The sequence below is a fragment of the Kocuria sp. CNJ-770 genome (genome assembly GCF_001942375.1).
In the GTDB taxonomy this organism is placed as follows: domain Bacteria; phylum Actinomycetota; class Actinomycetes; order Actinomycetales; family Micrococcaceae; genus Kocuria; species Kocuria oceani.
The window spans coordinates 1-19,410 of record NZ_MKJW01000124.1 but is presented as its reverse complement, the minus strand read 5'-3'; the positions used below and the strand labels follow the sequence as shown (position 1 = coordinate 19,410).

Annotated in this window: 19 protein-coding genes; 10 read left to right on the top strand and 9 right to left on the bottom strand. The window is 74.2% G+C overall.

Going from position 1 to position 19,410, the window contains the following annotated elements; translation table 11 throughout:
- Window positions 1-672 (top strand): thiamine pyrophosphate-binding protein (locus BJF77_RS15250; RefSeq protein ID WP_255396303.1); only part of this gene is annotated, 672 nt, incomplete at its 5' end.
- A gap of 208 nt (window positions 673-880) precedes the next feature.
- On the opposite strand, the gene BJF77_RS15245 is transcribed toward BJF77_RS15250, so the two are convergent.
- The 4 genes from BJF77_RS15245 to BJF77_RS15230 all read right to left on the bottom strand — a co-directional run bounded on the left by BJF77_RS15245 (window position 881) and on the right by BJF77_RS15230 (window position 5,011).
- On the bottom strand, window positions 881-1,690 hold the full coding sequence (locus BJF77_RS15245; protein WP_075872694.1) for an amino acid ABC transporter ATP-binding protein: 810 nt from the start codon (window positions 1,688-1,690) through the stop codon (window positions 881-883).
- Between the two features lie 10 nt (window positions 1,691-1,700).
- Window positions 1,701-2,495, bottom strand: a complete 795-nt coding sequence (locus BJF77_RS15240) for an amino acid ABC transporter permease (protein ID WP_047803359.1) — start codon at window positions 2,493-2,495, stop codon at window positions 1,701-1,703.
- 77 nt (window positions 2,496-2,572) lie between these two features.
- Window positions 2,573-3,415 carry an ABC transporter substrate-binding protein gene (locus BJF77_RS15235; RefSeq protein ID WP_075872693.1) on the bottom strand — a complete coding sequence of 281 codons (843 nt, stop codon included), beginning with the start codon at window positions 3,413-3,415 and terminating at the stop codon, window positions 2,573-2,575.
- A 156-nt stretch (window positions 3,416-3,571) separates the two neighbouring features.
- On the bottom strand, window positions 3,572-5,011 hold the full coding sequence (locus BJF77_RS15230; RefSeq protein WP_075872692.1) for an isochorismate synthase MenF: 1,440 nt from the start codon (window positions 5,009-5,011) through the stop codon (window positions 3,572-3,574).
- A gap of 109 nt (window positions 5,012-5,120) precedes the next feature.
- Here BJF77_RS15230 and BJF77_RS15225 point away from each other — a divergent pair, with 109 nt between their 5' ends.
- The 5 genes from BJF77_RS15225 to BJF77_RS15205 all read left to right on the top strand — a co-directional run bounded on the left by BJF77_RS15225 (window position 5,121) and on the right by BJF77_RS15205 (window position 10,256).
- On the top strand, window positions 5,121-5,825 hold the full coding sequence (locus BJF77_RS15225) for a demethylmenaquinone methyltransferase (protein WP_075872691.1): 705 nt from the start codon (window positions 5,121-5,123) through the stop codon (window positions 5,823-5,825).
- Window positions 5,822-7,117 (top strand): geranylgeranyl reductase family protein, encoded by a 1,296-nt coding sequence (locus BJF77_RS15220; protein ID WP_075872690.1) that lies wholly within the window; start codon window positions 5,822-5,824, stop codon window positions 7,115-7,117. Before BJF77_RS15225 ends, BJF77_RS15220 begins: the two co-directional genes overlap by 4 nt.
- Before the next feature lie 11 nt (window positions 7,118-7,128).
- Window positions 7,129-8,196: a polyprenyl synthetase family protein gene (locus tag BJF77_RS15215; RefSeq protein WP_075872689.1), complete on the top strand. Its 1,068-nt coding sequence runs from the start codon at window positions 7,129-7,131 to the stop codon at window positions 8,194-8,196.
- Between the two features lie 123 nt (window positions 8,197-8,319).
- Entirely contained in the window at window positions 8,320-10,110 is a 1,791-nt protein-coding gene (locus BJF77_RS15210) for a sodium-dependent transporter (RefSeq protein ID WP_075872688.1), read from the top strand.
- The gene (locus BJF77_RS15205) at window positions 10,107-10,256 is read left to right on the top strand and encodes a methionine/alanine import family NSS transporter small subunit (RefSeq protein ID WP_075872687.1); all 150 of its coding nucleotides are present in this window, start codon (window positions 10,107-10,109) and stop codon (window positions 10,254-10,256) included. The genes BJF77_RS15210 and BJF77_RS15205 overlap by 4 nt, the downstream gene beginning before the upstream one ends.
- 182 nt (window positions 10,257-10,438) lie before the next feature.
- On the opposite strand, the gene rarD is transcribed toward BJF77_RS15205, so the two are convergent.
- From rarD to BJF77_RS15195, 3 genes are read right to left on the bottom strand one after another with little or no spacing between them, the layout of a single operon-like run.
- The gene (gene rarD / locus BJF77_RS15200; protein ID WP_255396302.1) at window positions 10,439-11,380 is read right to left on the bottom strand and encodes an EamA family transporter RarD; all 942 of its coding nucleotides are present in this window, start codon (window positions 11,378-11,380) and stop codon (window positions 10,439-10,441) included.
- 21 nt (window positions 11,381-11,401) lie between these two features.
- On the bottom strand, window positions 11,402-11,644 hold the full coding sequence (locus tag BJF77_RS22025) for a hypothetical protein (protein WP_255396301.1): 243 nt from the start codon (window positions 11,642-11,644) through the stop codon (window positions 11,402-11,404).
- On the bottom strand, window positions 11,641-12,657 hold the full coding sequence (locus tag BJF77_RS15195; protein WP_083665198.1) for a DUF6882 domain-containing protein: 1,017 nt from the start codon (window positions 12,655-12,657) through the stop codon (window positions 11,641-11,643). The genes BJF77_RS22025 and BJF77_RS15195 overlap by 4 nt, the downstream gene beginning before the upstream one ends.
- 224 nt (window positions 12,658-12,881) lie before the next feature.
- Between BJF77_RS15195 and BJF77_RS15190 the strand changes: the two genes are divergently transcribed.
- Window positions 12,882-14,309, top strand: coding sequence for an SseB family protein (locus tag BJF77_RS15190; protein ID WP_075872686.1), 1,428 nt, complete (start codon window positions 12,882-12,884; stop codon window positions 14,307-14,309).
- A gap of 74 nt (window positions 14,310-14,383) precedes the next feature.
- Here BJF77_RS15190 and BJF77_RS15185 read toward each other — a convergent pair whose 3' ends face one another.
- Complete coding sequence (locus BJF77_RS15185) at window positions 14,384-14,863, bottom strand: Fur family transcriptional regulator (RefSeq protein WP_075872685.1); 480 nt, start codon at window positions 14,861-14,863, stop codon at window positions 14,384-14,386.
- A 298-nt stretch (window positions 14,864-15,161) separates the two neighbouring features.
- On the opposite strand from BJF77_RS15185, the gene BJF77_RS22385 reads away from it, so the two are divergent.
- Window positions 15,162-17,117 (top strand): zf-HC2 domain-containing protein, encoded by a 1,956-nt coding sequence (locus BJF77_RS22385; RefSeq protein ID WP_075872684.1) that lies wholly within the window; start codon window positions 15,162-15,164, stop codon window positions 17,115-17,117.
- The gene (htpX, locus tag BJF77_RS15175) at window positions 17,093-17,977 is read left to right on the top strand and encodes a zinc metalloprotease HtpX (protein WP_075872683.1); all 885 of its coding nucleotides are present in this window, start codon (window positions 17,093-17,095) and stop codon (window positions 17,975-17,977) included. The genes BJF77_RS22385 and htpX overlap by 25 nt, the downstream gene beginning before the upstream one ends.
- A gap of 130 nt (window positions 17,978-18,107) precedes the next feature.
- On the opposite strand, the gene BJF77_RS20625 is transcribed toward htpX, so the two are convergent.
- Window positions 18,108-18,269 carry a hypothetical protein gene (locus tag BJF77_RS20625; protein WP_158041281.1) on the bottom strand — a complete coding sequence of 54 codons (162 nt, stop codon included), beginning with the start codon at window positions 18,267-18,269 and terminating at the stop codon, window positions 18,108-18,110.
- A gap of 304 nt (window positions 18,270-18,573) precedes the next feature.
- Here BJF77_RS20625 and BJF77_RS22825 point away from each other — a divergent pair, with 304 nt between their 5' ends.
- On the top strand, window positions 18,574-18,936 hold the full coding sequence (locus BJF77_RS22825) for a helix-turn-helix domain-containing protein (RefSeq protein WP_083665197.1): 363 nt from the start codon (window positions 18,574-18,576) through the stop codon (window positions 18,934-18,936).
- Window positions 18,937-19,410: the final 474 nt, after the last annotated feature.

The following is a 19,410-nucleotide window of genomic DNA, read 5'->3' as shown; positions in this document are numbered from 1 at the left end:
TGCTCGTCGCCGGCTCCGCCGCCGACGGTGCCGTGGCGCGGCTGCTCGCCGCGGAGCCCCGGGCGCCCGACCGGCCCGGCCGTGGCCGCCGCGCTGTGGGAGGCCTGCCGGCAGGACGGGGCGGTGCTCGTCGCCGGCTCCTCCAACCCCGTGCGGGACCTGGACCTCGCCGCCCGCCCCGGCCCCGTGTCCCCGCTGGTGGTCGCCAACCGCGGGCTCGCCGGGATCGACGGGACGGTGGCCACCGCCGCGGGCGCGGCGCTGGGCACCGGGCGCCCCGTCCGCGCCCTCGTGGGGGACCTGACCTTCCTGCACGACGCCTCCTCCCTGCTGCTGGGCGCCGGCGAGCGGGAGCCCGACCTGCAGGTCCTGGTCCTCAACGACGGCGGCGGCGGGATCTTCGCGACCCTCGAGCACGGCGCGCTGGGGGAGCAGCAGGAGTACCGCGACGTCGTCGAGCGCTTCTTCGGGACCCCGCACGAGGCGCGCCTGGACGCGCTCTGCGCGGGCTACGGGGTCCCGCACCGGCGGGCGGACAGCCTGCCGGAGCTCGCCGCGGCGCTCGCCGGGCCCGTGCGCGGCCGCTCCGTGCTCGAGGTGCGGGTGGAACGGCGGGAGCTGCGGGCCCTGCACACCCGGATCCGGGCCGCGGTGGCCGGTCCCGCGGACTGAGCCGAGCCCGTCCGCGTCCCTGGGGCGTCCGGGCGGCGTGCTGGCGCCCCGGGATGTGTTCCCCGGCCGGACTGTGGGACGGGCTGCGGGCACGGTCCGCATGGACGGACTGCGGGAACGGACCGCGGGAACGGACCGCGCGGAAGGGCCCCGTCCCCGGGGAGGGGACGGGGCCCTGCGGCGGCCTGCGGGCGGAGCGGCCGCCGGGTCAGCGCTCCGGGGCCTGCACCTGGGTGGGGTTGAGCACCCGGGCGAGGAACGACTGGGTGCGGGGCTCCTTCGGGGTGCCGATGACCTGGGCGGCGGGGCCCTCCTCGACGACCACGCCGCCGTCCATGAAGACGACCTTGTCGGCGACGTCGCGGGCGAACTCCATCTCGTGGGTGACCACGAGCATCGTCATGCCCTCGGCGGCGAGGTCGCGCATGATGGACAGCACGTCGCCCACCGTCTCGGGGTCGAGGGCGGAGGTGGGCTCGTCGAAGAGCATCAGGGACGGGTCCATCGACAGGGCGCGGGCGATGGCCACGCGCTGCTGCTGGCCCCCCGAGAGCTGGTCGGGGTGGTTGTCGGACTTCTCGGCCAGGCCCACGCGGTCGAGGTTGGCCCGGGCGATCCGCTCGGCCTCGGCCTTGTCCCGCTTGAGCACCTTGACCTGGGCCACGGTGCAGTTCTCGAGGACGCTCAGGTGCGGGAACAGGTTGAACTGCTGGAAGACCATGCCCACGTGCCGGCGCATCCGGTCCACGTCGGCCTCGGGGTCGGTGACGTCGAAGTCGCCGATCGTGATCCGCCCCTGCTGGGGCCTCTCGAGCAGGTTCACGCAGCGCAGGAGGGTCGACTTGCCCGAGCCGGAGGGGCCGATGAGGCAGACCACCTGGCCGGCTCCCACGCTCAGGGAGATGCCCTTGAGCACCTCGAGGGAGCCGTAGGACTTGTGCAGGCCGTCGATCACGACGGACGCGGCGCCGGCGAGGCCGTCGGCGGGTGCGGGCTGCGAGGAGGATGCAGTGCTCATCGTCTGGCTCCTAGGACTTCTTCATGCGGTCGGTCTTGGACTCGAAGCGGCGGGTCAGGATGCCCAGCGGCACCGTGATGATGAGGTAGCAGATGCCCGCCACGACCAGGGGCGTCAGGCCGGCGCCGGAGCCCGAGATCGCCTCGCGGCCGTACTTGGTGAGCTCGTACTGGCCGATGCCCATGCCCAGCAGGTAGACCAGGGAGGAATCCTTGGTCAGCAGGATGACCTCGTTGGTCAGCGGCGGCAGGACGATCCGCAGGGCCTGCGGGATGACGATCGTGACCATCGCCCGGGCGTGGGACATGCCCAGGGAGCGGGCGGCCTCGTACTGGCCCTTCGGCACGGCCTGCAGGCCCGCCCGCAGCGACTCCGCGATGTAGGCGGCGGCCACCAGGCCCAGGGCGACCATGACCGTGACGTAGTGGTTGAAGCGGAAGCCGAAGGCCAGCGGGATGCCGTAGCCGAAGGCGAGGAAGACCAGCAGGGCGGGCACGCCGCGGAAGAACTCGATGTACAGCGTGGCCAGCCACCGGTAGGGCGCCACGGAGGAGAGCTTCATCAGCGCCAGGACCACACCCCCGGTGAGACCGACCACGAAGCCGAGCAGCGTGTAGATGAGGGTGTTCTTCAGCGCGGTGGTGATGATGCCGGGGAACTGCTGGGCGGCGATCTCCGGGTTGAACACCTTCTCGATCAGCAGCGGCCAGTCGGCGATCGCGAGCAGCGCGAGGACGACGAGGATCAGGACGGCGTACTGGATGCCGCGGGAGAGCCGGGCTCTCTGGTGCATGGTCATGGCCATGGAGTGGTCCGTTCTGGGTGGTACGGGCGGTCGGTGGCGGAGCCGGCGCCCCGGGTGCGGGGCACGGGGTCCTTCGGTCAGTCCTTCTCCTGGACGGGGATCCACTGCTCGACGATCTGCTCGAGCGTGCCGTCCTCCTCGATGCGGTCCAGGGTGGCGTCGACGGCCTGGAGCATCGCCGCATCGCCCTTCCGGACGGCCACGCCGAGCTGGTCGTCGAGGTCCGCGGTCTCCTGGACCACGAAGTCCGGGTCGTCCTGGGCGTGCTCGGCGATCGCGGTGACGTCGTCGAGCACGGCGTCCACGGCGCCGGTGCTGAGCCCGGTGAACAGCGTGGTGGCGTCCTCGAACTGGACGGTGTCGAGGCCGAGCTCCCGGGCCTGGGTCTCCCCGACGGTGCCCTGCATGACCCCCACGCGCACCTGCTCCTCGCGGGCGGCGTCGATCGAGGCGACGCCGTCCTCCCCGTCGGTCACGAGGCCGACCTCGTTGTCGTAGTACGGGTCGGAGAAGTCCATCACGCTCCGCCGCTCCTCGGTGATGGACAGGGCGGAGATCGCCACGTCGCACTGGCGGGTGTCGAGGGCGGCGCCGGACTGGATGGACTCGAAGCCGAGCGTGACGTTCTTCATCTCCACGCCGAGGTCAGCGGCGATCTCCCGGCCCAGGTCCATGTCGAGGCCCACCATCTCGCCGCCCTGCTCCATCTCGAACGGCGGGTAGTTGGACTCCGAGCACACGGTGAGGAAGCCGGGCTCCACCAGGGCCACCGCGGCCGACCCGCTGTCCACCGGGGTCGCGGACCCGGCGGCGGTCTCCGCGGCGGTGTCCTCGGCGGAGCCGCCGGAGCAGGCCGTGAGGGCGAGGACGGCGGCGGCGGACAGGAGGCCGGCGGCGCGGCGGCGGGACGGGCGGGGCATGGGCGGTTCCTCCGGTAGGAGCGGTGGTCGACGGCGCGGTCGGGCCGCGCGAGGAGCCGGCTCTACGGGGCGGTCACCCCCGACTGCGTTCGGGACACAAGGATACGGTGCAATCCGCGCGTCCGGGCGCGCCGCCGGAGCCCGGGCCCGGCGGGCTCAGCGGACGGAGAGCCCGGGGGCGGGCACGAGCCGCTCGACGGCGCCGTCGGCGCGCTGCCCGAGGGCCTGGAGCATGGGCCGCAGCTTCGCCCAGGTCTCGGCGAGCTCGGCCTCCGGGTCGGAGGCGGCCACGATGCCGCACCCGGCGTAGAGCCGCACGGTGCGCTCGTCCTCCTGCACCGCGCCGCGCAGGGCGATGCCCCAGTCCCCGTTGCCGGCGGCGTCCAGCCAGCCGACCGGCCCGGCGTACAGGCCCCGGTCCATCCGCTCCAGCTCCGGGATGGTGGCCGCCGCCACGGCGGTGGGCGTCCCGCAGACCGCGGCGGTCGGGTGCAGCGCCTCGGCCAGCTCCAGGGCGGAGGGCGGGTCCCCGGCCGGGCCCGGGCGCAGCGCGGCGGTGACGTCTGAGGCGAGGTGCCACACGTTGGGCAGCTCCAGGATGAACGGCTCGGGGGAGGTGGTCACCGCGTCCGTGTAGGGCGCCAGCGACGCCACGAGGGAGTCGATCGCGAAGCCGTGCTCGTGCTGCTGCTTCTCGGACTCCCCGAGCACCCGGGCGGCGTACTCCTGGGGGTCCTCGCCCACCGGGGCCGCGTCCCGGTCCAGGGTGCCCGCGAGCACGCGGGCGTGGGCCGCTCCGTCGAGCACCTGCACGAGCATCTCCGGGGTCGCCCCCATCAGCCGTCCCGCGGCGCCCCCGCCGAAGCCCACGCAGTACGTCCAGCACTGGTCGTAGCGGTGGGCGAGGTCCCGGACCACGGCCACCGGGTCGAGCGGCTCGTCGGTGCGGGCCACGACGTCGCGGGCCAGCACCAGCTTCTCCAGCCGGCCCGCGCGGATCAGGTCCACCCCGTCGCGCACGGCCCCGGTCCACTCGTGCTCGCCCAGTGTGCCGGGGGACAGACGGACGTCGGAGGGCACCGCTGCCGGTTCGTCCCCGGCGGCCGGCGGGCGGCCGGGGGCGGTGCCGAAGCGGCGCAGCCAGGCCGCGGTCACGTCGTCGAGGCTCAGCGCGAAGGGCGTGCCGGGCACCACGGCCACCACGAGGCTGACCCAGGCCAGGTCGTCGCGGCGGCCCACGAGCAGCTCCGGCACCACGAGCCCGGACTCGGCCCCGGAGGCCGAGGCGAAGGTGAACGCGCCGAACGCGGCGAGCCCGGTGCCCGGGACGCCCACCCGGTCCTCGACCACGGCGGCGGCGACCACGTCGTCCCACCACACGCGCGCGGCGGTGAAGCGGTCCGGGCCGCGCACCGTGTGCTCGGCGACCCGGCCGTGGGCCACGAGGCCGCGCCCGTCCACGGTCCAGCAGAGCAGGTCGGGCCCGGCCAGCAGCTCCCGCAGGTCCGGGGCGTCCGCGCCGAGGGCGGACAGCGGGACCGTGAGGGCGTGGAGCACGGGGACCGGCGGGGTGGTGGCGGGGTCGGTGGAGGACATCGCCCCCCAGTCTAAGCCGCGCGGCCGACAGCCCCGGCCCGCCCGCGGGCGCCGGGACCGCCGGGCGCGGGCGGACCGGGGCGTCGGAGGGAGGTGCGACAATGACCGGGTGAACCGAGCCGACCTGTCCAAGCAGCCGCACGAAGTCTCCGCCATGTTCGACGACGTGGCGCCGCGCTACGACCTCGTCAACGACATCCTCTCGCTGGGCCGGGCCCGCGGCTGGCGCAGGGTCGTGGCGGAGGCCGTCGCGGCGGTGCCGGGGGAGCGGGTGCTCGACCTCGCCGCCGGGACCGGCACCTCCTCGGAGCCCTACGCCGACGCCGGCGTGGACGTCGTGGCCGCGGACCTCTCGCTCGGGATGCTCGAGGTGGGCCGCGCCCGCCGCCCCGACATCGAGTTCGTGCAGGCGGACGCCACGCAGCTGCCGTTCGCGGACGCCTCCTTCGACGCCGTGACGATCTCCTTCGGCCTGCGCAACATCCAGGGCCACCGCCGGGCGCTGGCCGAGATGCTGCGCGTCACCCGCCCGGGCGGGCGGCTGGTGATCTGCGAGTTCTCCACCCCCGCCCTGGCCCCGCTGCGCACCGTCTACACGGAGTACCTCATGAAGGCGCTGCCGGGGATCGCCGCGCGCACCTCCTCCAACCCCGCGGCCTACCAGTACCTCGCCGAGTCCATCGCGGCGTGGCCGGACCAGGAGGAGCTCGCCGCGCAGATCCTCGAGACGGGCTGGGAGGGCGTGCAGTACCGCAACCTCACCGGCGGCATCGTGGCCGTGCACCGGGCCGTGAAGCCCGGCCCGGCCCGATGAGGGCCCTCGTCCTCGGCGGCGGCCCGGCCGGTGCCACCGCCGGGTACTGGCTCGCGGCGCACGGGATCCGGGCCACGGTCCTGGAGAAGACCGCGTTCCCCCGGGAGAAGGTCTGCGGCGACGGGCTGACCCCGCGGGCCGTGCGGGAGATGCAGCTCATGGGCCTGCCACACGGTCCGGAGCTGGGCTACGCCCGCAACCGGGGCCTGCGCCTGGTGGCCCGGCGGCGCACCGTCGAGGTGCCCTGGCCGGAGCTCAGCGACTTCCCCGGCTACGGGCTGGTGCGGACCCGCACCGGCTTCGACCAGCAGCTCGCCGAGCACGCCCGCGGCGCCGGTGCCCGGGTGCTGGAGCGCCGCTCCGTCACCGGGGTGCTGCGCGACCGCACCGGGCGGGTCGTCGGCGCCCGCGCGCACGTGCTCGACGACGCCGGGCGGCGCACCGGCGAGACCGAGGAGCACCGCGCCGACGTCGTGCTCGCCGCCGACGGCAACTCCGCCCGGGCCGCCGTGTCGGCCGGGCTGCACAAGCGCGGCGACCGGCCCATGGGCGTGGCGGTGCGCGCCTACTACGAGTCCCCCCGCTCGGAGCTGGACTGGATGGAGGGCTGGCTCGAGCTCACCGACGGCCACGACCCGCGCCGGGCGCTGCTGCCCGGCTACGGCTGGGTCTTCGGCGTCGGGGACGGCACGGCGAACGTGGGGCTCGGGATCCTGGACACCTCCCCGGCGTTCGGGTCCCTGGACTACCGGAAGGTGCTCGCCGGCTGGACCGCCTCCATGCCCGCCGAGTGGACCTTCGACGAGGAGCACCGCCGCGGCCGCGTGCTGGGTGCGGCCCTGCCGATGGCCTTCAACCGCACCCCGCACCACGTCCCGGGGATGCTCCTGCTCGGCGACGCCGCGGGACTCGTCTCCCCGTTCAACGGCGAGGGCATCTCCAACGCGATGGAGTCCGCCCGCTACGCCGCCGAGCACGTCGTGGCCGCGGCGGCCGCCAACGGCCCGGCCCAGCGCGAGCGCGTGCTCGCCGGCTACCCCGGCCGGGTGCGGCAGGAGTGGGGGGCCCACTTCACGCAGGGCCGCGTCCTCGCCCAGCTGATCGGCAGCCCCGCCGTGATGAAGGCCGCCGTGCGCACCGGCATGGCGGTGCCCGCGCTGATGCGGTTCGTGGTGCGGGTGATGACGGAGCTCTCCGACCGTCCGGCCACCGCGTGGGAGGACCGCGTGGTCGCCCTCCTGGACGCCCTGACGCCCCCCACGGACAACACCCGGCCCCCGAAAACTCGCTAGAGTGGTGGACCGTGACTGAAACCTCCTCCTCGAGCGCCGGCGGCCCCTCCACGGGTCTCGGCACCGATCAGGTGAAGCTGCCGGCCGGCTTCGACCTCATCGCGACCGACGACCGGCTGGGTCCGGTCGTGCTGCAGGCGCTCGCCCGGATCGAGGAGCGCCTGGACGAGGCGGTGCGCAGCGCCGACCACCTCGCCGACGTCACCTCCCGCCACCTGCTCCAGGCCGGCGGCAAGCGGGTGCGCCCGCTGCTGACCGTGCTGGCCGGGGAGATCGGCGGCGGCGTCAACGACGCCGTGCTCGAGGCCGCCGCGGTGGTCGAGCTCACCCACCTCGCGACCCTCTACCACGACGACGTCATGGACTCCGCGCCCCTGCGCCGCGGCGTGGCCACCGCCCAGACGGTGTGGGGCAACTCGGTGGCGATCCTCACCGGCGACCTCATCTTCGCCCGCGCCTCCTCCATGGTCTCCGACCTCGGCCAGCGCGCCCTGAAGATCCAGGCGGACACCTTCGAACGGCTCGTGCTGGGCCAGCTGCACGAGACGGTCGGCCCGCGCGACGGGCAGGACCCGCTGGAGCACTACCTCGACGTGCTCGCGGGCAAGACCGGCTCCCTCATCGCCGCCTGCGGGCACTTCGGCACCGTGCTGGCCGGCGCCCCGCAGGACGTCGTGGAGGTCATGGTCGAGTACGGGGAGAAGGTCGGCATCGCCTTCCAGCTCGCCGACGACGTCATCGACGTGGCCGGCGAGGACGAGGTCTCCGGGAAGTCCCCCGGCACCGACCTGCGCGAGGGCGTGCCGACCCTGCCGGTGCTGCTCCTGCGCCGCATGGCGGGGGAGGGCGACGCCGAGGCCCGGCGCGCCGTCGAGCTCCTCGACGGCGACCTCGCGTCCGACGCGGCCCTGGCCGAGGCCGTGGCCGCGGTCTCCGGGCACCGGGCCACGGACGAGGCCTGGCGGATCGCCCGCCGCTGGGCCGACGAGGCCATCGCCTCCCTCGCGCCGCTGCCGGACTCGGTGGCCAAGCGCGCGCTCGTGGCGTTCGCGCACGCCGTCGTCCACCGCGAGGCCTGAGCGAGGAGCCCGGAGGCCCCGCCCGGCACGGCCGGGCACCGGGGCGGACCGCGGCGCGGCGCGGCGGCCGGACGGACTAGCCTGTAGCCGTCCCCAGACCACTTACCGCACCCGAGGACCACCATGACCCAGTCCCCACCCGGCCGTGCCGCGGCGCCCCGCGAGGCGTTCTCCAGCCGCACGGTCTTCATCCTGGCCGCGATCGGCTCCGCCGTCGGCCTGGGCAACATCTGGCGCTTCCCGTACATCGCCTACGAGAACGGCGGCGGCGCCTTCCTGATCCCGTACCTGGTCGCCCTGCTCACCGCCGGGCTGCCGCTGCTCATGCTCGAGTACGGAGTGGGCCACCGCTTCCGCGCGTCCGCGCCCCTGGCCTTCCGCCGCCTCCACCCCAAGACGGAGTGGATCGGCTGGTGGCAGATGGGCATCAGCTTCGTCATCGCCGTGTACTACGCCGTGATCCTCGGCTACGCCATGCTCTACACGATCTTCTCGTTCAGCAAGGCGTGGGGCGACGACCCGGCGGCCTACTTCCTCACCGACGTCCTGCAGAGCTCGGAGCAGATCACGGTGGGCTTCGACTTCGTCCCCACCGTGCTGATCGCCACGGCGATCGCCTGGGCCGCGCTGCTGGTGGTCCTGCTGCTGGGCGTGCAGAAGGGCATCGGCCGGGTGAACCTCGTGCTCATCCCGCTGCTGGTGCTGATGTTCCTGTCGATCGTGATCATCGCCCTGACCCTGCCGGGAGCCACCGACGGGCTCAACGCCTTCTTCACCCCGAACTGGGCGGCCCTGGCCGACAGCTCCGTGTGGGTCGCCGCCTACGGCCAGATCTTCTTCTCGCTGTCCGTGGGCTTCGGCATCATGATCACCTACTCGTCCTACCTCAAGCCCAAGACGGACCTCACGAGCTCGGGCCTGGTCGTCGGCTTCGGGAACTCGAGCTTCGAGCTGCTGGCCGGCATCGGCGTCTTCGCGGCGCTGGGATTCATGGCCGGCGCCGCGGGCACCAGCGTCGACGAGGTCGCGACCTCCGGCATCGGCCTGGCGTTCATCGCGTTCCCCACGATCATCTCCCAGGCGCCGTTCGGCACCCTGATCGGTGTGCTCTTCTTCGCGACCTTGACCTTCGCCGGATTCACGTCCCTGGTGTCGATCGTCGAGGTGGTCGTGGCCGCGGCACAGGACAAGCTCGGGCTGCGTCGGCGCAGCGCGGTCCTGCTGGTGGTCCTGCCCATGGCCCTGATCTCGCTCGCGCTGTTCACGACCACCACGGGCCTGAATCTCCTCGACGTGACCGACAACTTCGTCAACCAGTTCGGCATCGTCGCCGCGGCCCTGGTGTCCGTCATGCTGCTCACCGCGGGCTTCTCGGCGCTGCCCACGCTGCGGGACCACCTCAACTCCGTCTCCTCGTTCAAGCTCGGCCGGGCGTGGATGGTCGTGGTCGGAGGCGTCACCCCGATCGTGCTGGGCTACATCCTCATCAACACGCTCACCACGACCCTCGCGGAGGGCTACGGTGACATGCCGGCGTGGTTCGTCAACACGTTCGGCTGGGGCACCGCCGTCGGCCTGGTGGTCATCGCGCTGCTGCTCTCGCGGCTGCCGTGGCCGGCCTCGTCCGCGGCCTCGGACCTGAGTCCCTCCCCGGCGATCCTGGACGCCTTCGTGGACCGCAACCGGATCCGCGGCGACCAGCCGCTGTCCCGCTGGTCGGACACCGCACTTCGCACCCCGGCCCTGGACCAGGACTTCTCCTACCGCACGGTGGAGCAGAACGCGGCCGCACCGTCGGGCAAGCACGCCGCAGGGGCCGCCACCCCGGCCGCGCCCTGGACGACCAGCGCGTCCGGCACCGGGTCCAGCACCCCGTCCGCCACCCCGTCCACGTCCGAGGAGGACCCCCGATGACCACGTCCGCCGTCATCATGATGATCGTCGCCGCGTTGCTGCTGTGGGGCGGCTTCGTCGCCGCGGTGCTGCACCTGCGGCGCACCCCGGAGGTGCCGGACGACGACCAGGGCTTCGGCTCCGAGGACTACCCCCGCACCACCTGACCGTCGTCCCGGGCCCGCACGGAACGGCAGGAGGGCCCCCGGCGCCGCGCGGCACCGGGGGCCCTCTTCGTGTCCTCGGACCGGTCCCGGGTCCTCGCAGAGCCTGGGGCTCGCGCCGGCCGCTTCCCGGTCCGCCCCGCGCCTCCCGCTGCCGCTGCCGGCGAAGTTCGCCCGGTACCGGCTCAGGCCCGCCCCGCCCTCCGTGCCCGCGGCGTGCGCATGGCGTCGAGCACGAGCAGGAGAACGGCGAGCCACACGAAGCAGAAGCTGACCCAGCGCACCAGCGGCATCTGCTCGCCGAGCACGAGCACGGCCAGCAGGAACTGCATGATGGGCGTCAGGTACTGGATCATCCCCACCGTGGACAGCGGGAGCCGGCTCGCCGCGGCGCCGAAGAGGATCAGGGGCACGGCCGTGATCACCCCGGCGGCCAGCAGCAGCGCGGCGTGGCCGGGGCCCTCCGTGCCGAGGGTCAGGGAACCGTCCGCCGACAGCGCCGCCACGACCACCGCGGCCACGGGGGTCAGGGCCAGGGTCTCCACCGTGAGGGTCACCACGGCGGGGAAGGAGGCCCCCACCCGGTTCTTGACCAGCCCGTAGAGGCCGAAGGAGAAGGCCAGGCCGAGGGAGAGCCAGGGCACGCTGCCGTAGAAGACGGCCATCACCACGACGGCGACGAACCCCACCCCGACGGCGGCCCACTGCAGCCGCCGCATCCGCTCCCGCAGCACGACCACGCCGAGCAGGATGGCCACGATCGGGTTGATGAAGTACCCCAGGGAGGCCTCGATGGTGTGCCCCGTGGTCGTGGCGAGCACGTAGAGGAACCAGTTGATCCCGATGAGCAGGCCCGCGAGGGCGAGGGCCGCCAGGGTGCGCGGGGTGCGCAGGGCCCGGCCCAGCGTGCCCAGCTGCCGCGTGAGCGCGAGCAGCACCAGGCAGAACAGCAGGGAGAACAGCACGCGCAGCGCCACGATCTCCAGGGGCGTGGCCGGCTCCAGGACGACGAAGTAGAGGGGCAGCAGCCCCCAGATGCCGTAGGCGCCGAAGCCGGCCAGCAGACCGGCCCGGGTCCTCGACTGCTCGTCGGGATCCGGGCCGGGTGCGGTGTTGTATGCGGTCACGCTCGAGGGTACCGCCGGGCCTCAGAGGCCGAAGAATCGGCTGAAGAAGCCCTTCTTCCGCTCGCCCTGCTCCTCCTCGGCCGGCTCCTCGCCCTCCACCACGGGCTCGGCCTCGGCGCTGCCCGGGACGCCGGGACCGGCCACGACCTCCCGCTCCACCTCGCGCTCGGCGGCGGGCTCCGGGATCCGCTCGGCGACCGGCTCGCGGGGCTCCTCCGCGGCGGGGCGGACGGGCTCGGGCCCGGGCACCACCGTGGTGCTCACGCGGCCGGGACGCACGTCCCGGTCCGAGGGCTCCTGATCGAAGGGCAGATCGCCGTCCGCGGCGGCCGCGACCGGCTCCGCGGTCTCCCGGGGCTGCTCGGTCTCGCGCACCGGCGCTGCGTGCTCCGGGGCCGCGTGCTCCGTCTCCACGAAGTCGGGGACCTCCAGCGGCTCGGACTCCTCCTGCCGGGCGTCGGCGGGCACCGGGGCCGCCTCGGGGGCGGCGGCCTGCGGCCGGCTCGCCTCGCGGGCGGCCGCGCTCTCCGCGGCGGCCGGTCCTCGCGCAGGGCCACGGCCCGGGCACGGGCGTCCGCCGCGAGGTCCGCGAGCACGTCGGGGCCGACGGTGGGCTCGGCGGGCTCGACGCCGGAGATCTGGTGGTCGTCGAACCAGAAGCGCTGGGCGCCGTCCCGGACGGTCACCACGCACGTCGCCTCGGTGTCCCACTCGATGTGCGCGCCGCGCAGCTTGGCGTAGGAGTCCACCGCGAGGTTGTGGTCCACCGCGGTGTCGGTGGTCAGCGCCTCGGCGATGACCCGCATCATCCGCTCCACGGTGAGCTCGGGAAGCTCGAACTCGGGGCCCTCCAGCAGCAGCCACGCGGTGACGCCGCCGCCTGCGCCCGCGGGGTAGTGCGCGTAGACACCGGTCACGGCCTTGGCCGCGAGCGTCAGCCGGCGGGCGAGTCCGTCCGCCAGGGGCAGCTCGTCGGTGGACAGCTCCTCCACGCCCAGGCGCCGGCCGGCCTCCCTCGCCTGCACCGCGGCGGAGACCACGGTGTCCGGGAAGTGGCCCAGCTCCTGCCAGGACCAGATCCAGGACCCGCGCGAGGTGGACTCGGTGCCCAGCAGGTACGGGGTGAGGCTCACGGGCGGGTCGGTCTGCAGGGTGAACGCGGGGGCGGAGAAGTCGACGTCCCACTCGGCGCCCTGGGTCAGCTCGGCCAGCCTGGCCTGGTACTCGGTGGAGATGAAGATCGACTCGTCGATCAGATCCTGCAGCGTTTTCGTCATGCGCCCAGGCTAGCAACCATCCCGGACGCGGGAGCGTCACGGCGGGGCCTCCGGCGTGCGTCGGGGACCCCGCCCGCGCCGCGGTGCAGGGGCGCGGCGGAGGGCCTTCGGTAGGGTGGTGGGCGAGGCCTCCGGGCTCCGCGGCGCCGCGTCCCGCCCGTGGCCGTCCGACGAGACCACCACGATCCGAGCAGGCCCCGCGCGGGCCGGGAACGAGCCACCGCATGAGCCAGACCCCCGCCACCTCGACCCCCGGACCGGGCCGGCAGGAGCTGCTGAACACCATCGGCACCTGGATCCTCTCGGTCCTGCGCACCGAGCCGGGATGGGACCGGATGATCGTGGACCTCAAGTTCCAGGGCGGCCGCGTCCACCTGCGCGTGCGCGAGCAGCGCGGGAAGGAGACGGTGCCCGGCACCGTGGGCCCCATCAAGGAGGACAGCGCCGTCATCCCGGCGGTCGAGCAGCTGCGGGACCGCTCCTACGTGCGGGGCCGAGGAACCTGGTTCACCGCGACCGTGGTGATCCTCGCGGAGGGCTGGCCCGAGCCCACCCACCGGATCGGCGGGACCTACGACCTCGAGGGCGAGCCGCGGCCGTGGGGGGCCGAGGGGCCCTGGACGGCGCAGGACCTGCTCGAGCACCTCCGGAGCTTCCCGCGCACCCGGGCCAGGATCCCGGGGTGGGCGGCCGAGCTCGCCGCGCGGGAGGGCGCCGAGCTGCCGGCCCTGGACCCGGGCGCCGAGCAGGAGCCGGAGCGCGAGGGCGTGGTCCACCCGCTGGTGCGGGCGGCGATCGACCGGTTCGTGGAGGCCCCCGACAACAAGGCGATGATCGAGGTCATCCGCCAGTGCATGGCCGGGTCCCTGCTGCTCGACGTCACCTCGAGCACCCTGGTCGAGGGCCCCGACGGGCAGGCCGTGGGGCCGGGCTCGACGCTGCGCGTCCAGACCCTCTCGGAGCCCGACGGGACCCGGTCGCTGGCCGCCTACACGTCGGCCGCCGAGGCGCAGGCCATGTTCGACCGGCACCACCCGGACGGGGGAAAGCCCGTGCTGCTGCGCGAGTCGGCCGTGAAGGTCCTGCAGATGCTGGTGGACGACCCCCAGCACGACCACCTGGTCATCGACCCCGCCCACCGGGGCTGCCGGATCAGCCGGCCCCAGATCCAGTGGGCGGTGCGGGCTCCGCACAACGACGTGGTCAAGGCGGCGATGCTCGAGAACAACATGTCCCAGCTGCTCGCCGGGCTCCTGGCCCCGGACGGGGTGCTGCTGCTCGGTGCCCGCGTACAGGGCGAACGGGCCGTCCCGGTCTACGCGAAGCCGCAGGAGGAGGGTGCGACCCCCGACACCCTGCTGCTGTTCACCTCCGCGGCGGAGGTCGCCGCCCTGGACCCGGGCCTGGAGGTGCGGTCCGCGCCGTCGCGCCAGGCACTGCGCTTCGCCCTGGACGCGGGGGCGGCGAAGGTGTGCATCAACGCCCACCCGCCCGTGGCGACGCTGACCGCCGAGCAGCTCCGGGAGCTGCTGGCCCTCGTGGAGAAGGAGGACACGCAGAAACCGGACACGCAGAAACCGGACGCGCAGCAGGAGGAGCGGGCGGAACCGTCCGCGGGGCGGCGCGCCGCCCGGGAACCGCGCGAGGACTGAGCCCGGCGCCGCCCGGCCGAGGCCGTCCGGCGGGGGAGGGGGGCGTTCGGCGGGCCTCGTTCAGCCGGGGACGGTCAGTCGGCGTCGTTCAGCGGGGCCGGTGCGGCGGCCAGGCAGTCGGCGCAGATGCCCTGGTAGACGACGTCGGCGGCCAGCAGCCGCATGCCGTGGTGCTCCGAGGGCGTGAGGCACGGGGCGTGGCCGACGGCGCAGTCGACGTCGACGACCGCCCCGCAGCGCATGCAGTAGGCGTGGTGGTGGTTGTCCCCGGTGCGGGTCTCGTACAGGGCCGGCGAGGCCGGCGGCTCGAACTTGCGCAGCATGCCGACCGCGGTGAGGTCCGAGAGCACCACGTAGACGGACTGCACGGTGATCGCGGGCAGCACCGCGCGGACCCCGGCCACCACGTCCTCCGCGGTGGAGTGCGGGCGGCGTTCGACCGCGTCGAGGACGGCCAGCCGCTGCTTGGTGACGCGGCGGCCGTGGGAGCGCAGCCGGTCCGACCACGCGGCGGTGCGGCCGGCGTCCGGGGCGGGGCGTTCCGTTGTCTGCATGCCACCACCGTAGCGTTATCACGATGAACTCACAATAGTGCGGGAGGTCACCAGGCCCGCCGGTGTGCGCCCCCACGCCCGTGTTACGAACGAAAAGGCGGCGTGACGCGGGCGCCGTGCCACCGTCCCGCGGCCCCACCTACGATGGGGTGCGGGGGATCGGGGGATCCGCAGCAGGAGGCGCACGCCTCGGCCGCGCGCCGGCACCGTCCGGGCAGGGATCCGGGCATCGCGAGAGCACTTCCGGGTCGCCCCGCACCGCCCTGCAGCCGCCCCCTCCCGAGAGCGACGGAGACCCATGACGCGCACCACCGATGAGGAGCTGCTCGCCGCCGTGCGGGCGGGAGAGCCCCACGCGTTCCAGGACCTCAGGGACCGGCACTGGCCCACGGCCGTGGCCGTGGCCCGCCTCCACACCCCCAGCCGCCCCGACGCGGAGCAGCTGGCCGGCACCGCGGTGGACCAGGTCGTCGCGGACCTGCCCGCCGGCGACGGACCGGAGGTCTTCCTCCGCGCCCGCCTGGTCGGCGTCGTGGGCCGGGCCGGGGCCGAGCCGCCGCGCTCCGCCGAGGCCGTGTCCCGCGTCTACCTCGGGCTGCCCCCGGCCTGGCAGGCCGTGCTGTGGCACGCCGAGGTGGAGGCGCTGCCGCTGGAGCGGACCGCCGCGGTCCTCGGCCTGAGCACCGCCGCCACCACCGCGCTGCACCTCGAGGCGCGCGCCGGGCTGCGGGCCGCCTACCGGAGGCTCCGGCTCGACCACCCCCGCACGTCCGCCTGCGAGGAGTGCGCCGGGGAGCTCGGAGCCCTGGTGGACGGGCTCCTGCCCGGGCCGCGGCGGAGCGAGGTCCAGGCGCACCTGGACGGATGCCCCCGCTGCACCGCCGACCTCCTGTACCTGCAGGACACCGAGGCCGGTCTCCGCGGCTGGGTGCTGCCGGTCCTCGCCGGTGTGCCCCTGTGGGGGAACACCGTGGACGAGCTCGGCGAGATCGTGCGCACGGCCGGCCGGTCGGGTGCGGAGCGCCCGGCCGCCGTCCCGGGGGCGGACCTCGCCGGAGGGTCCCTGGCCGCCGTCGGCACCGCGCGGCGGGGACGGAAGGTCCTGCTGGGCGCCGGCACGCTCGCGGCGGCCGCCGCGCTCGCCGGGCTGGCGGTGACGGGCCCGGGCGGGCCCGGGGACGGGACGACCCGGGCCGCCGACGGCGGGGGCGCCGGCCTGGGCGCCCCGAGCGGCTCCTCGCCGACGTCCACCGCCGAGGACGGGGACGACCGGGCGCTCGCCGGCGGTCCCGGCTCGGGCATGGGCGTGCCGTCCCTGCCTGTCGTCGATCCCTCTCCGGGCCCGTTGACGGAGGCCGCCGCTACCGCCCGGACCGCGGCCCGCGGGCCGATCGGCACGGCGGACGGCGACGCCGCGGACGCCGGGGCGGGGGCACCGGGCGACGACGGCGCCCGGACCGCGGCCTCCTCGAGGACGAACGGAGAAAACGGCGCCGCGGCGGAGCGCACCGGAGCGGACGCGCCGGCGGGGGAGCGTGCCCGCGACGGCGGCAGCACCCCGGACGGGCGGAGTGGCTCCGGCGGCGCCGCGACGGACGGAGGGAGCGGCAGGACACCTGCGCCCCAGGACGGTCCAGCCCCGGCTCCCCGCGACCCGGCCGGACCACCGGTCCAGGACCGGCCCGGCGACCGCCCGGCGGAGCAGCCGGGAACCCCTCCCGCCGAGCAGCCGGGCACCGTCCCGGCGGAACCGCCCACGCACCCCGCCCGTCGAGCAGCCGGGCACCGTCCCGGCGGAACCGCCCGCTGCCCCGCCGACGACGCCTCCGGCGAGCCCGCCGGCCGAGCAGCCGGGCACCGCTCCGGCCGAGCCGCCCAGCGCCACGCCGGCGCCGCCGAGCACCCCGCCCGCCGGCACCCCCGGCATCGCCGCGCGCCCGAGCCGGACCGTCGGCCCCGGACGTCCCGGCCACCGCGCCGGCCACCGACCCTGCGCCCGGCGGGAGTGCTCCCGCCGGCGGATCCACCCCCAGCGCCTGAGCCGGGGCTCCGCCGCGCCGTCGGGCCGGCGGAGCACCCGGGGGTGCTCCAAGAAGAGGGCTCGGACATCCGATGCTCGGAGCCGCCTGGGAACTCGCCGTGCGCACGGCAGGGCGGGAAGAGGGCGGCCCCCGGCACCGTTGTCCTGAGCAGTAGTCCACGCCCCCGGCAGAAGGAGCCGCGCCCACGATGCACCAGCACCACAACGGACTGAAGACCGTCCTGCTGCTCGGCGGCCTGTGGGGGGTGCTGCTCGCGATCGGGTGGGTGGTGGCCAGCGGCACGGGCAGCAGCGTCTTCATCTGGGTCTTCGCCCTCATCGGGCTGGCCTCCACCGCCTACAGCTACTGGAACAGCGACAAGCTGGCGCTCCGGTCCATGCGCGCCATCCCCGTCACGGAGCAGCAGGCCCCCGGGTACCACCGGATCGTGCGAGAGCTGTCCCGGCGGGCGAACCAGCCGATGCCGCGGCTCTACATCGCCCCGACCATGAGCCCCAACGCCTTCGCGACGGGGCGCGACCCCGAGCACGCGGCCGTGTGCGTGACCGAGGGCATCCTGCAGCTGCTCGACGAACGGGAGCTGCGCGGCGTGCTGGGCCACGAGCTGATGCACGTGTACAACCGCGACATCCTCACGTCCTCGATCGCCGCGGCCGTCGCCGGCATCATCACCTCCGCGGCCCAGTTCCTGCAGTTCACGGCCATCTTCGGCGGCGGCCGGGACGGCGACCGCGGCAATCCGCTGGTCGGGCTGCTGCTGGCCTTCCTCGCCCCCCTGGCCGCCACGATCATCCAGCTCGCCGTCTCCCGGACCCGCGAGTACGACGCGGACCAGGACGGCGCCCAGCTCACGGGCGACCCGCTGGCCCTCGCCTCGGCCCTGCGCAAGATCGAGGCGGGCACCAGCGCGCGGCCGCTGAACCCGGCGGACCAGAAGCTCGTCAACACCTCGCACCTGATGATCGCCAACCCCTTCCGGGGCGGCGGGGCGTCCAGCCTGTTCCGCACCCACCCGCCGACCGCCGACCGCGTGGCCCGGCTCGAGGGCATGGCCGGGCTGGGCCGCCGCTGAGCGGGCGCGCCGTCCACCCGCTGTCCTTCAGCGGCCGGCGCGGTCGTGCCGTCCCCTGAGGACCGGTGCCGGAGACCTCCATCGGGTATGACGACGCCCCGCCTGCCGCACGGCAGGCGGGGCGTTCTCGTCACCGCTCGAGCGTCTCCTCGGCGTGCTCGAGCAGCTCGGCCATCATGCTGAGCACCGCGTGCCGCTCCAGGGCGTTGATCGCTGCGGGATCCGTCCGGTACCTGCTCGACAGCGCGGCGTGGAAGCTGCGGATCTCCTCGAGCCGGTGCGCGGTCATCATGCACCGACCGTAGCCCCGGGCGGACCCGCCGACCAGACGTGCCGCAGGGACCGTCCGACGCCGCGGCGCCCCGCCGCGGCCGGCGCCCGGGCTCAGCGGTAGTTGATGAACTGGACCGGAGTGTTTGCTGGTAAGTGTGGACGACAAAGTTCCGCGTGTTTCCGGGGATTCGGTGTGTGCCGATGATGGGCACCACGCGGACCCTTGCGGACTTTCTGCGGACTCCATGCGGACAGGAGTAGCGAGACCAAGACCCCCAGCAGGCAGCGGTGGGACGGCTTTACCGTTTAACTAGAGATGTGCGGTGGCGAAGGGTGGGAAGAACGTTGCAAACTGCCGTCAACATGACAGGTCCGCAGTCAAAGGGAGGAACCACACTGTGACCACGCCCGAACCGTTTCTAACCATCCCGGAGCTCGCCGAGATTCTGCGGTGCTCCGAAAACGAGGCCCGAAGACTGTGCAAGATCGGTCGCGAGCTCGGCGGGATTCAGGCAGTCAAGCACGGCAAGCGATGGCTCGTCGCACCTAAGGCCCTTGAGGATTGGGCCGAGAGGCACGAGTACATGCCAGCATCCTGGAGCCGTAGCAGCACTCGTGACTACTCGCGAGCCCCTTACAAGCCGCCGAAGTCACCGCACGCGTACTGGCGGCCGGAAGCGGGTTGAGCAAGAGGTTGCCCTCAGGCCAGGGTTTCTCAGCTCTACCCGATAAGGTCGAGTCATCCCCGTCCCTCGGGGAGGGTACCGGATCTCCATTCTGGGTACGCGAACGCCCCGTCAGTCCTCGTGCTGACGGGGCGTTTTGCCTAGCCAGCGACTTTTAGTCCACAGTCTGAGACGTCGAGTGGCACCTGTTGTTACCGACTAGTTGGCTACTTAGTAGCTGGAACAGTCGAGCCGGGGGGCTCGACAAGGTGTCGGATGGTGTCTCCGGGGGGAGACGCCTGACGTCCAGTCCGACCGTTCTCAGCCTGGCGCCCACGGCGCAGCGGAGGCCCCCGTCTAGGTGTTGTGGGGCATGAGGTTCTTGCCACGGGTGTGCCGGTGAGATGAGGAACGGGCTCCTCGCCACAGGATGGAAGTTCCTACACCGTCCGTCCGCAGCAAGAGAGCCCGTTCATGCCCCACGTTAACGCACCC